Source organism: Haloarcula marismortui ATCC 43049 (assembly GCF_000011085.1).
GTDB classification, from domain to species: domain Archaea; phylum Halobacteriota; class Halobacteria; order Halobacteriales; family Haloarculaceae; genus Haloarcula; species Haloarcula marismortui.
This window is the reverse complement of record NC_006396.1, coordinates 476,541-489,161: the sequence shown is the minus strand read 5'-3', so window position 1 is coordinate 489,161 and position 12,621 is coordinate 476,541. Positions and strand designations below refer to the sequence as shown.

Below are 12,621 nucleotides of genomic sequence, written 5' to 3'. Positions count from 1 at the left end.
GTAAACGCCTGACATGGAATGTTTCGACTGACAGTTGTCCGAGTGATCGTACACAACTACTCGAATGTGGAAAATAAAATCGAATATTAAAATTCTGGAGCTATAATGACGGGCTCTGGCAGTATTTTACCCCCTCAAACTTTAATTATCACCGCTACCCACCCAACAGTAACTATTATATATTTTGATAGTTGATTATCCCCGAGACCGTGTTGGCCGTTTGGCCAACGGGAGTGACAATGAGTAAATGGAACCCACTTGATTCAGAAGACGGCCCGCCTGACGGGGAACGCACCGACGGTGGCGTCACAGAGGGGCGGGATGGAAGCGAGTCAGAGCGTGGACGGCCGTCAACAGAAGCCCTCCAAGAAGAACAAGCGGCCGGGGAAACGGAACCCGACCCCGAACGGGCGGAACTGAAAGCACAGTGTGAGCAACTGGCGGCGGAACTCGAACAGGAGCGGGCAGACCGCCGGGCGCTCGAAACCGCTGTCGACCACCTCGCCACTGTTGCCAGAGAAAACGCCGACGGCGACCTCACCGTGAAACCGGGAGAGCCGCCGATTGAGACGGCTGCACCGCTGTATGAGGCATACGATGAACTGCTCCGGGAGTGGACAGACACCGTCGACCGGATGGCATCGTTCAGCGAGCAGGTGACCGCCGCAACGGAACAGGTCGACACCCGCCTCGGGTCAGTCAAATCAGCTAGCCGGGACGTGAGCGGTGCTGTCGGAGAGATTTCTACCGGTTCGGACGAACAACGCGACGAGATACAGTCGATCTCCGACGAGATGCGGAACCTCTCGGCGACGATTGAGGAGATAGCGAGCGCCGCAAACGAGGTCGCGGACACGTCAGGCAAAGCCAGCGTTCGAGGCGAATCCGCACTGGAGTCGGCATCCTCGGCAATGACGACGCTTGACCAGCTGACCGACAACGCCGAAGCGACCGTCGACAAGGTCGAACAGCTGAACGACCTGCTGTCGGACATCGAGGAGATTGTTGATTTCATCACGGACGTCGCGGACCAGACCAACATGCTGGCGCTGAACGCCAACATCGAAGCGGCCCGAGCAGGGGAATCCGGCGACGGATTCGCTGTTGTAGCCGAGGAGGTCAAATCGCTCGCAACCGAGACAAAGGAAGCGACCGACGAGATTGCGACCTCCATCCAAGAAGTTCACGAACAGGCTGACGCAACGGTTTCGGAGATGCACGACACTCGAGACAGTGTCGAAGATACCCGCTCGTCAGTCGCCAGCGCACTCGACGAACTGGATGCCGTCGTTTCGATGGTCGAAGAGGTCGATTCGAGCGTACAGGAAATCGATGATGCGACGGATACGCAGGCCGATTCCACACAGGAAGTCGTGTCGATGGTCGACGATGTCGAGGGGATAAGCGCCCGGACGGCCGAAGAAGCGGCCGTCGCCGCTGACGCCGCAGCGGACCAGACGACGGAACTCGCAGAGGTCTCGACGCGTGTCTCGACGCTCACTGAGCGAGCCGAGTCACTGGATGCATCACTCGATTCCTTTGAACTGGCGACCGGTGCGGCGGCGGCCAACACAAACGGGACCGTCGTCGAGTTCTGGCACGCAATGGGCGGTGAGAAAGCGTTACTGCTGGAAGAGCTCGTTCGCGAGTTCGAATCACAGACTGACGGCATCAGCCTCGCACTGCGGTCGAAAGGGAGCTACCGCGGGACGCTCGATGCGACGCTAAACGCCGCTGAAAACGGTAATCCACCGGCAATCGCACAGATATTTGAGATCGGCACCACGCGTGCGCGCGACAGTGGATATTTTAGACCTGTCGAGGAACTCCTCCCGACAGCCCACATCGACTCGCTGCTCGACCCGGTGACGAACTACTACCGGTTCGACGGGACGCTCCACTCGCTCCCGTTCAACGCGTCGAACCCGGTGATGGCGTACAACCGCGATGCGTTCAAACAGGCTGGACTTGACCCTGATTCGCCGCCAGAAACTCTCGCTGACGTTCGGAGCGCGGCTGAGACGCTCGTCGACAGGGGTGGCGTGGATGCTGGGATCACGTTTGCGAACTACTCATGGTTCGTCGAGCAGTGGTTTGCCGAGGCCGACCAACTCCTCGTAGACAAGAACAACGGGCGGTCCGGGGCACCGACAGAGAGCTATCTCGATGGCGAGTTCGCCCACAACTTATTCGACTGGTGGCAGGGCCTCGAAGCGGACGGCCTGTACCACGACCCCGGTATTGAGGCCAGAGGCGCGGCTCGCACCCATTTCGCTGAGGAGAACGCCGCGATGCTGATCGGCTCGACATCGTCGCTGAACAGTATCGAAAGCAGCGCCGACTTCGATGTCGGGACCGGCCGATTCCCCGTCCTTGACGACCGGACCGGCGTACTCGTCGGCGGCGCATCGCTCTGGGTCGGTGACGAAGTTTCCGAGGGGGTTCACGAGGCTGTGGGTGAATTCCTCACCTGGCTCACTGAACCCGCTCAACAGCGTCGGTGGCATCAGGAAACCGGCTACTTCCCAGTGCACGCGGATGCGATTCCACAGCTCCGGTCGGCGGACTGGTTCGAACAGAACCCACACTACAGGACGGCGTTCGACCAGCTCACGGAGACACGTGACACCACGGCGACGCGGGGCGCGCAGATAGGCCCGTTCGACACAGTGCGAACGATCATCGAAGACGCCGCCGACAGTATGGACGGACCCGATTCGGTCCCGTCCGCGCTCAAGCGACTCGACACACAGGTCACAAAACAGCTTGAACGGTACGATTCCGGCCGGTAGCACCGTCATATTCTTTCTTTACTCGCCAAACATCACCATTAGTAATCTTTATAATGGTTCACTATGTTGTTTACTGGCAAGGTGGTAGCTTTCATAAATAAGCTACCTCCACCACGGAGAACACAACAATGGCAGACACATACGTTGGCGCGATCGATCAGGGAACGACCGGTACCCGCTTCATGGTGTTCGACCACAGCGGCCAGGTCGTTGCGAATGCCTACGAGAAGCACGAACAGATTTACCCGGAGCCCGGCTGGGTTGAGCACGACCCCGTCGAAATCTGGGAAAACACGCAGGAAGTCGTGACGAAGGGGCTGGCGGATGCAGGTGTCGGTGCCGAACAGCTCGAAGCGCTTGGCATCACGAACCAGCGTGAGACGACGATCGTCTGGGACAAGGAGACCGGCAAACCGGTCCACAACGCGCTGGTCTGGCAGGACCGCCGAACCACCGACCGCGTCGAGGAAATTCAGGAAGAGGACAAAGTCGAATGGATCCGGGGGAAGACCGGGCTGGAATGTGACGCCTACTTCTCGGCGACCAAGACCGAATGGATCCTCGACAACGCGGAACCACTCAAGATGCAGAGCTCGCGCGGCGCTGACCTCCGTGAGCGAGCCGAAGACGGTGAACTCCTGATGGGGACCATCGACGCGTGGCTCATCTACAAGCTCACCGGCAACCACATCACGGATGTCTCGAACGCATCGCGGACGATGCTGTACAACATCCACGACATGGAGTGGGACGATGAACTCCTCGAAGAGTTCGGCGTTCCGGAGTCCATGGTTCCGGAAGTCCGCCCGTCCTCCGACGAGAGTCTGTACGGGCACACCGACGCGGACGGCTTCCTCAAAGAGGAAGTCCCCGTTGCGGGCGCGCTGGGCGACCAGCAGGCCGCGCTGTTCGGCCAGACCTGCTTCGACAAGGGTGATGCGAAGAACACCTACGGCACCGGCGCGTTCTACCTGATGAACACTGGCTCCGAAGCAGTCGCCTCGGATAACGGCCTGCTGACGACCGTCGGCTTCCAGATGTCCGGTGAGCCCGTCCAGTACGCGCTGGAAGGCTCCATCTTCATCGCCGGCGCGGCCATCGAATGGCTCGAGGACGTCGACCTCATCAACAACGCCGCCCAGACAGCAGAACTGGCCCGCTCGGTTGAATCAACCGACGGTGTCTACATGGTGCCGGCCTTCACGGGTCTCGGCGCTCCGCACTGGGACGGCCGCGCCCGCGGGACGATTGTCGGAATGACCCGCGGAACGCGAAAAGAGCACATCGTGCGTGCGACCCTGGAATCCATCGCGTACCAGACCCGCGACCTCGCGGAAGCGATGGAGGAAGACTCCGGTGTCGAGATGACGACGCTGCGAGTCGACGGTGGTGCAGTCAAGAACAACTTCCTCTGTCAGCTCCAGTCCGACATCATCCAGACGGACATCGCTCGACCACAGGTTGACGAGACCACTGCCCTCGGGTCGGCATACGCAGCCGGCCTCGCCGTCGGGTACTGGGACACCGTCGACGAACTTCGGGACAACTGGCAGGTCGACGAGGAGTTCTCGCCGGAGATGGACGCTGGAAAGGCAGACAAGATGTACGCCCGCTGGGACGACGCCGTCGACCGTTCCCGTGACTGGGCACAGGAGGAATAACAGATGGCAATCGCATTCGGACTCACGGCGGTTGATATGCTCGTCCTTGCCATCGCGGCGTTCGCGGGTGGCGCGTTCGGGGCCTCTATCGGTGCACTCCCGGCGTTCTGTTTCACCGGCTTCATGGTGCTTATCGGAGAGGCCGGCAACGTTGTCTCCGAGTCATTCGTCGGCGGTTCGCCTGATGTCATTGCAGGTGCCGCCGGTGGCTACGGCGCTGGCATCGTCGGTCCACTGGCCTTCGGTCCTGTGTTCGGGCCGCACGTCGCCTTCGCCGGTGGTGTGGCAGCAGCAGCGTACGCTGCGAAGTACGACGGTATGTACGAGCCGGACGACGGTGACTACCACCCAGCGAAGGACATCGCCTACGCCCTCGGTACTCGACCGGATGTCCTTGCTGTCGGTGGGGTCTTCGGTATCCTGGGTATGGCAATCCGGCAGACGTCCGGTGGACTCGGGATTCCGATTGACCCGCCTGCAGCAGGTGTCATCCTGACGGCTGTTATCGCCCGTCTGGTCTTCGGGTACCCGGTTATCGGACGTGTCCGCGGCAGCAGCCTGCTGGATATGTCGCCATTCGAGAGCGGCAAGATGCGGTCGAGTAGCAGTGAAGAAGTCGCAACGGATGGTGGAATGGCCGCCGAACGACCGGCTGTCGAACCGTGGCTCCCACACCAGTACAAGTGGACGCACGTCGCAATGCTCGGGCTCATTACCGGCATCCTTGGTGCGTACATCTTCGCGAAAACGGGGAGTCTCTTCCTCCCGTTCGGTATCTCAGCAGCGAGCCTGCTGTTCCTGAACCTCGGCGTGGAGAAATTCCCGGTTACGCACCACATGACGCTCCCGGCAACGTTCGTCGCCAGTATGGCGATGACGGACGGAGCGAGTGTCTTAGTCGCACTTGTGCTCGGTGCAGCCTTCGGTATCCTGGGTGCGCTGCTCGGTGAGGTCTACCAGCGTATCTTCTACGCCCACTCAGATACGCACTTCGACCCGCCAGCCGCGTCGATCATCACGACGACCCTCATCCTGGGCATTCTGGCACTGGCTGGAGTGTTCACGACCTCCGCAGCTATCCCCCTGCCGTAAGAACTCATACGGCTTTTTATTTACAGGTCCAATCGAATATACACACGATCTAATTTCCAAGCATGGACATTGAAGCGAGAATCAAGCGTCGACAACGCCGGAACGGTGAGCCACGCCTCATTCAGGATTACGAGTCTATCTCACCGGTCGTCCACATAGAGGAGCCGGCCGACCGCGGGCCGGTCCTCGAACGGCTCCTCGACCACCTCGATCCAGTGTTCGATGGGCAGCTTCCGCCGAACGCGTACGTGTACGGCCCCTGCGGTTCAGGGAAGTCCGCGGTTATCACGGCGCTGTTCGCCAACTTAGAACAGCTCCCGACGGAGCAACAGGCGATTATCCACACAACGACCCGTGCACAGCCACCGACCTCTCCGTCGTTCGTCTACGTGAACGCCCGAGAGACCGCAAGCGAGTTCGCGTTCTACCACGCGGTTCTGGACGCACTCGTTGACGACTCGGTGCCGGAGCATGGGATCGGGACGGAGACGCTCAAGTCACGGCTCCACGACCTGGTCCGAGGGCAACGCACAGGCATCGTCATTGCTGTCGACCACATCGGCGAACCGGAGAGCATCCAGGCCCCGGCCCTCGTTGACCTGTTTGCTGGCTTACCGAGCAACGTTAGCTGGCTCGCTATCGGTCGCGATGACCCGTCGACAACTGAACTGACGCGGTACACCGCCGAGTCGATCAGTATCGACCGCTACCAGCGTCAGATGCTCGTCGACGTGTTGATGACCAGAACCTCGAACGGGCTGGCCCAGCAGGGACTTGATCACGGTCAGGCGAGACATATCGCTGACTGGGCCGACGGCAACGCCCACGATGCCCTTGCCGCTTTGTTTATCGCTGCAGAACTGGCCGAGGAACGGGGCCAGGACCGGATCACACAGGCCAACGTCGACGCGGCCATCGCGGAGGTGCCCGACCCCTGTGTTTCGTTAGGCGTTGTTCTCTCTCTGCCGACAAACCGACAGACCGTTCTCAGGGAACTCATCGACCTAGAGGAGAGCGAACGCTCCTCGGTAACGGCGACGACGGAGGCGATTGCCTCGGCACAGTCAGTCGATCTCTCTGCCGGGACCGTCAAACGGTTCCTCTACGAAATGGCTGAATCCGGCGTCGTTGACCGCGTCGAAGCGACGGTCACTAATGGTCAGGGACGCCCACCGAGCCGCGTCGAACCGCGGTTCCCGCCGACTGCGTTCCGACGGCTGTACGACTTGCAGCAGTAGCCCAACGGTTCGCGGTCAGGTCGACGCTCTTTAAACGCGCTGTGACGGGTCGCCTGTGCCGCCAGTCAGTGCGGACGCCAGTGCACCACGAACCACGACATCGTCGCCAAACTGCGTTAACTGGATATCCGGAATGTTCGACATCACCATGTCATCGAGCCGCTCCCGGATCGGATTTAGCACCTGCTCGGGGTTGTTGAGTGCAACGGCCCCACCGACGTAGACAACGAGAGGTGCATACGCGTGAACGATGTTCGCGACGCCGATAGCGTTCCAGTGACAGATCTGGTCGAGAACGTGAGACGCGAACTCATCTTCACCAGCATACTCGAAGATATCTGCCGCCGAAAACTCCTCAGTCTCGATTGGGAGCGCCGTCTCGACGGGGTCCTCTCGGTGCAGTTGTGTGGCATACCGGGGAATGTTCTCGCCCGAGCAATATGCCTCCCAGTGGCCGTCGTGCCCACAGCCACAGGTCATGAAACCGTGCGGATCGATGGTCAGATGCCCGACTTCGCCGGCGTTGCCGTCCCAGCCTGACAGGATGTTCCCGTCAACGGCGACCCCAGCGCCGACTCCGGATGAGATAGTGAGATACACCATGTCATCGGGGCTCCGGTCCGAGTAGAACCGTTCGCCGATGACGCCGGCGTTGGCGTCGTTGTGTAGCGACACTCGCTCGCTGCCGATGAGGTTTTCGACCGGCCCAGTCAGCGGAATCCGGTCGATGGTGTCTGGAAGGTTCGCTGGGTTTTCGACGACACCTTCGGCCAGATCCATCGGGCCGAAGGATCCGATACCGGCGGCAACCACGTCTGTGGGGGCGATGTCGGCGGCGTCACAGGCCTGCCGGATCGCGTCGAGGACCGCCTCCGTGACCGCAATGCCCGCCGGTCCACGTGGTGTTTCAGTTTTGTGTGACGAGACTATCGAGCCCGTCTCGTCACCGATAACAGCGCGAATATGTGTCGCTCCGAGGTCGACCCCTGCGTAAGCGCCCATGCTGGTCGAAGGGTTGCCCCACCGATACTTAACTACACAGATTCTACTGCGGTCAGTAGTCTCGCTCCCTGCCTGAGATGTCCTCTCGTCCAACGGACTCCTCGTAGACGACGCCGCGCTCGGAGTCTAGTGTAACAGTCGACCCGTCGGAGACAGCATCAGGCAGGTCCGCGTTCGATATCATCGGAATCGAAAGCTCGCGGGCGACGATAGCTGCGTAGCTCGTGACGCCCTCGTGGCCGTCGATGATGCCACCGATGCGGCTGGTGTCGCCAACGAACTCGCCGTCGAACCCTTCTGGAACCGCCAGTATCGCCCCCTCGGGGACGTTCGAGAGGTCGCCTGGCGACTCCCGGGGCGGGGCCGTCGAAATCCGATGGACGGGGCCAGTCACTAGGCCATCAACAATGGACCGACCGCTCGCGACCGTTTCGGCCGCAACGTGGACTTTCAGCATATTCGCCGTATTCATTCCCTCCAGTTCGGTCATCATCCCAGAGAGGACGACGACCGTGTCACCGCTGTCTGCGGCCTCGGTGTCGAGGGCTGCCTGCACTGCCGTCTGGATGACGGCATCAGCGCCCTCGGTAGTGTACTCGGTCGTTACGGGTGTGATACCCCACGAGAGCGCGAGCTTTCGGCGGACGCGCTCGCTCGGTGTCGACGCGACGATGGGAATCGACGGCCGGTATTTCGCCGATTTCAGGGCAGTGTAGCCGGACTCGGACGCGGCGACAATCGCCGACGCCCCGATGTCGCGGGCGAGGAACCGACCCGAGCGTGCGAGCGCGTCTGTTCGGGTATCCCCGGCGTTTGGCACGCGCTGTTCGCGGGATTCGGCGTACTCTTCGCTGCCCTCGACATCGCGGATAATCCGGTCCATCGTCTCGACGACACGGGCCGGGTGGTCACCGATCGCCGTCTCACCAGAGAGCATCACTGCATCGGTACCGTCCAGAACTGCGTTTGCCACGTCTGAGGCCTCCGCGCGGGTCGGCCGCCGGGAGTGGACCATCGAGTCAAGCATCTCGGTGGCCGTGATGACCGGGACGCCGGCCTCGTGACACCGGCGGATGATGCGCTTTTGAATGATAGGGACATCCTCAAGGGGGCACTCCACGCCGAGGTCACCGCGGGCGACCATCACGCCATAGGCCTCGTCGATGATCGAGTCGAGGTTTTCGACGGCACCGGCCCGTTCAATCTTGGCGATGATCGGAATGTCGACACCGCGCTCTTCGAGTGCCTGGCTGATCTCGTAGATATCCTCGCCGTCACGGACAAACGAGGCGGCCACGAAATCAGGCTCCTTCTCGGCGGCCACGTCGAGTTCTTGTTCGTCGTTTTCCGTAATCGTCGGCAGGTCGAGTTCGACGCCGGGAACGTTGACGCCTTTGCGGGCGGCCAGTTCGCCGCCGTTCTCGACGGTCGCAAACACTGTCTCGTCCTCGACACGTTCGACGGTCGTCTCGATTCGGCCGTCATCGAGTAACACCCGGTCGCCCGGCTCGACTGCCGTAATCGACTGCGAAAGCCCGACCTCTTCTGGCGTCGCGTCGTCACCGACGACGTACCGGATGGTAGACCCCTCCGTGAGCTGAATCGGTTCGTCGATCTCCGCGGTCCGGACTTCCGGCCCAGGCATATCGAGCATGGCCGCGACCGGTTCCTCGACTGCCTCGTCCACCTGCCGGATGCGATCGATCATTTCACGGCGGTGTTCCGGCGAGCCGTGGCTCGCGTTCAGTCTGGCAACGGACATACCGGCTTTTGCGAGTGACGCGATGTCGTCGACCGAGTCCGACGCAGGACCGAGAGTACAGACGATCTTTGCGCTACGCATTGTGACCTCCGCATCCGGGGAGCCACAGTTTACAGCGTTCATAGTTAATCATACCCTGCCGTTCCCCGCGAAGGGATAAGAAGCTTGCTGGACGCCGTAGCTACCGCGAAATCGCTTCCGTATCACCGCTGAGAATAGAACGGATTTCGTCTGGCGATACGACAGCAATATCGCCTGGTATCGTCCGTTTGAGTGCGGCCGTCGCGGCACCCCAAGCAAGCCCGTCTGCAACGGTGCCACCGGAGAGGTACTGCGAGAGGAAACCACCGACAAAGGAGTCGCCGGTCCCAACCGGGTGCGCATCGGTCGACTCGAACGTCGGTTGCTCCGTTACAGTCCCATCAGCAAGCGCGAGCGCCCCATCGCTACCACGGGTGATCACTGTCGCTTCGAACCCGTACTCGGCGGCGAGGTCCCGAGCGATCGTTTCGGCGTCGCCGGTCCGGTCCAACACGACGTTCGCATCGCGTTCGGCAACAACGAGCAGGTCGACAGACGGGAATAGCTCTGTCAGAACTGAACGGGCTTCCGCCGGCGTCCAGAGCTTCGAGCGGTAGTTCAGGTCGAAGCTCGTCGTCGTGCCCGCGTCTTGTGCGAGCGAAAGGAGGTCAGCAGTGGTCGATTCGAGCGTCTCCGAGAGCGCCGGTGTGATCCCCGAGGTATGGAACCCCGCGGCGTCTGCGATGGCCTCCGTGGGAAGCTCAGCTGGTGTGGCGGTTGTGACACTGGCGTTTTGGCGATCGTAAATAACGTCGTTGCCCCGTGGTGGGCTGCCCTGTTCTAGATAGTATGTTCCCTGTCGGGCGCTGTCGGAGTCGTCCCAGGCAACATCGACCGACACGCCGTGGTGCTTGAGTTCACCCGTGACTCGGCGACCGACCGGTGAATCGGGGAGTTTCGACGCCCACATCGCGTCGACTCCAAGCCGTTGCGCAGCAACTGCGACGTTCGACTCCGCGCCAGCCGCCCTGACGGCGTACTGGTCTGCAGTCTCCAGTCGCTCGTCGCCAGGTGGCGATAACCGCAACATCGTCTCACCGAACGTAACTAACTCCGTCATATCCACCGTTGCTCACTGGCTTAGTATAAATCCCGGAGAACCAGTCGTCTGACGGCGGTGGTAATCACCTCTTACTATATTATAGACAGTTACTTCGTAGTTTTAATTGGTGAGTACCGCCAGCATTAGTTTCATCGTGTTCAGATAAGCTGATTCCATGCGAAGCTGAACGATCTGATCCAATCATCGGCTGTTTCCGCTTCGGCGTTGCTGAAACAGTTTGAGAAACAGACAGTTCGTCGTTTTATTTCTCTGAAGACACGTTCAACAGCATTCCGATTTCCATGTTTTTCGTATCTGAAATCGAAGCCATGTCGTTGACACACAGCTTGTAACGATCTGGAGCCATCGACGAGAAACACGGCGTCGTCGACGTCGTGTTTCTCAGAGAGTTCGGTGAGAAATGCATGGGCGAGAACCTTTGTTGTAGTTGGTCTAAGCTTCGTATGAAGCAATTTGTTCGTTTGTGGATCGACAGCGGCGTACAGCCAATATCTCTCACCGTTGAGTTGGATCACAGTTTCGTCAACCGCAACGTGATCCGGTGACTGTCCATCTTTGGGCTGTAAATCTGCTTTGTGAACCCAATTATAGACAGTTGATCGAGCGCGTTGGACACCGAATATTTCAAGAACCGAGACAGTATTCGAAAGTGATAGTCCAGCCAAATGCAGCTGAATACTCAGCTTCATCAGCAGTCGCGGTGTCGCTTCTCGCTCCACAAAATCTAAGTCGATTTGGTCGATACTACCGCCGAGGCCGGCGTTTTTGGGCATAGACACTTCAAAATCGCCGTGCCTCACTCTTCAATCCTTATCTGAACACTACGACCTCGACAGCCCGTCACACCGGACAGGAACGTTTTAATCGCCGGACCGGTCACACATCCGTATGGATACCGCCGAGCGACTCGATCTGGTGACGCGACACACCACAGAGGTCGTCACCGAGGACGAACTGCGGACGCTGTTCGAGGAGAGCGACCCGTCGGCGTACATCGGCTACGCGCCGACCGGCGAGATGCACATCGGCCACTTCACGACGATGCGAAAGCTCGCTGACTTCCTGCGGGCCGGCGTCGACGTGACGGTTCTCATCGCGGACCTGCATGCTCACCTCGACGACAACAAATCGCCTTTCGATCTGCTGGATGCCCGTTCGGCCTACTACGAGACGGCCATCGAGGGCATGATTGAAGCGGCCGGCGCGGACCCCGAGGACGTGACCTTCGTCCGCGGGACCGACTTCCAGCTCGACGAAGAGTACACGCTGGAGATGTACCGGATGGCCGCTGAGACGACCATCTCTCGTACGCAGCGCGCGGCCAGCGAGGTCGTCCGCGAATCTGAGAGCCCGAACCTCGGCGGACTCATCTACCCGCTGATGCAGACGCTTGACGTGAAGGCGCTGGACGCCGACATCGCCTACGGCGGCGTCGACCAGCGCGGCATCTACATGCTCTCGCGCGAAATCCTCCCGGATCACGGCGGCGAGTCGCCGATCTGTCTGTTCGCGCCGCTGCTGTCGGGCCTGTCCGGCGGCAAGATGAGCGCCTCGGACGAAGCGTCGAAGGTCAACCTCACCGACAGCCCCGATGAGGTCGACGAGAAAATCAACCAGGCGTACTGCCCGGCCGGCGAGGTCGAGGAGAACGGCGTGCTGGAGTACCTCCAGCACCTCGTCTTTCCGGTGCTGGACGTTCGCGGCGATTCGTTCGTCGTCGAGCGCCCGGAGGAGTACGGCGGCGACCTGACCTACGAGAGCTACGACGAGGTCGAATCGGACTTCGTCAGCGGCGAACTCCACCCCGCCGACCTGAAGCCGTCGGCCGCCAGCGCGATCTCGGACGTTATCGACCCGGTTCGGGAGCGACTGGCCGACAAAGACGAGCTACTCGCCGAGGCCTACCCCGAAAAGTACGGCGCGGAGTGAC

General features: G+C 60.6%; 9 protein-coding genes. 5 read left to right on the top strand and 4 right to left on the bottom strand.

Features of this window, described 5'->3' with window-relative positions; all coding sequences use genetic code 11:
* Positions 1-239: 239 nt before the first annotated feature.
* The 4 genes from RR_RS06445 (at position 240) to RR_RS06430 (ending at position 6,783) form a co-directional block, all read left to right on the top strand.
* On the top strand, positions 240-2,792 hold the full coding sequence (locus tag RR_RS06445; RefSeq protein WP_011223084.1) for a methyl-accepting chemotaxis protein: 2,553 nt from the start codon (positions 240-242) through the stop codon (positions 2,790-2,792).
* A 128-nt stretch (positions 2,793-2,920) separates the two neighbouring features.
* A complete protein-coding gene (glpK, locus tag RR_RS06440) occupies positions 2,921-4,453 on the top strand; it encodes a glycerol kinase GlpK (RefSeq protein ID WP_011223083.1) in 1,533 nt (510 codons plus the stop codon).
* 3 nt (positions 4,454-4,456) lie between these two features.
* Positions 4,457-5,545, top strand: a complete 1,089-nt coding sequence (locus tag RR_RS06435; protein ID WP_004962095.1) for a hypothetical protein — start codon at positions 4,457-4,459, stop codon at positions 5,543-5,545.
* Between the two features lie 62 nt (positions 5,546-5,607).
* Complete coding sequence (locus RR_RS06430; protein ID WP_004962098.1) at positions 5,608-6,783, top strand: Cdc6/Cdc18 family protein; 1,176 nt, start codon at positions 5,608-5,610, stop codon at positions 6,781-6,783.
* A gap of 30 nt (positions 6,784-6,813) precedes the next feature.
* Here RR_RS06430 and RR_RS06425 read toward each other — a convergent pair whose 3' ends face one another.
* The 4 genes from RR_RS06425 to RR_RS06410 form a co-directional block, all read right to left on the bottom strand.
* Positions 6,814-7,785 carry an ROK family protein gene (locus RR_RS06425; protein ID WP_004962100.1) on the bottom strand — a complete coding sequence of 324 codons (972 nt, stop codon included), beginning with the start codon at positions 7,783-7,785 and terminating at the stop codon, positions 6,814-6,816.
* Positions 7,786-7,837: 52 nt separating this feature from the next.
* On the bottom strand, positions 7,838-9,628 hold the full coding sequence (pyk, locus tag RR_RS06420) for a pyruvate kinase (RefSeq protein ID WP_049939135.1): 1,791 nt from the start codon (positions 9,626-9,628) through the stop codon (positions 7,838-7,840).
* 100 nt (positions 9,629-9,728) lie between these two features.
* Positions 9,729-10,688 carry a bifunctional 2-dehydro-3-deoxygluconokinase/2-dehydro-3-deoxygalactonokinase gene (gene kdgK1 / locus RR_RS06415; RefSeq protein ID WP_011223082.1) on the bottom strand — a complete coding sequence of 320 codons (960 nt, stop codon included), beginning with the start codon at positions 10,686-10,688 and terminating at the stop codon, positions 9,729-9,731.
* 140 nt (positions 10,689-10,828) lie between these two features.
* Positions 10,829-11,464: an IS6-like element ISH15 family transposase gene (locus RR_RS06410; RefSeq protein WP_011222305.1), complete on the bottom strand. Its 636-nt coding sequence runs from the start codon at positions 11,462-11,464 to the stop codon at positions 10,829-10,831.
* A 115-nt stretch (positions 11,465-11,579) separates the two neighbouring features.
* On the opposite strand from RR_RS06410, the gene RR_RS06405 reads away from it, so the two are divergent.
* Positions 11,580-12,620 (top strand): tyrosine--tRNA ligase, encoded by a 1,041-nt coding sequence (locus RR_RS06405; RefSeq protein WP_011223081.1) that lies wholly within the window; start codon positions 11,580-11,582, stop codon positions 12,618-12,620.
* Position 12,621 lies beyond the last annotated feature (1 nt).

What these genes read in the sequence shown, in the direction of transcription:
- RR_RS06425 (WP_004962100.1), bottom strand. Translation starts at nt 7,785, where the DNA reads ATGGGCGCTTACGCAGGGGTCGACCTCGGAGCGACACATATTCGCGCT.
- RR_RS06435 (WP_004962095.1), top strand. Translation starts at nt 4,457, where the DNA reads ATGGCAATCGCATTCGGACTCACGGCGGTTGATATGCTCGTCCTTGCC.
- RR_RS06430 (WP_004962098.1), top strand. Translation starts at nt 5,608, where the DNA reads ATGGACATTGAAGCGAGAATCAAGCGTCGACAACGCCGGAACGGTGAG.
- RR_RS06405 (WP_011223081.1), top strand. Translation starts at nt 11,580, where the DNA reads ATGGATACCGCCGAGCGACTCGATCTGGTGACGCGACACACCACAGAG.
- pyk (WP_049939135.1), bottom strand. Translation starts at nt 9,628, where the DNA reads ATGCGTAGCGCAAAGATCGTCTGTACTCTCGGTCCTGCGTCGGACTCG.
- RR_RS06445 (WP_011223084.1), top strand. Translation starts at nt 240, where the DNA reads ATGAGTAAATGGAACCCACTTGATTCAGAAGACGGCCCGCCTGACGGG.
- RR_RS06410 (WP_011222305.1), bottom strand. Translation starts at nt 11,464, where the DNA reads ATGCCCAAAAACGCCGGCCTCGGCGGTAGTATCGACCAAATCGACTTA.
- glpK (WP_011223083.1), top strand. Translation starts at nt 2,921, where the DNA reads ATGGCAGACACATACGTTGGCGCGATCGATCAGGGAACGACCGGTACC.
- kdgK1 (WP_011223082.1), bottom strand. Translation starts at nt 10,688, where the DNA reads ATGACGGAGTTAGTTACGTTCGGTGAGACGATGTTGCGGTTATCGCCA.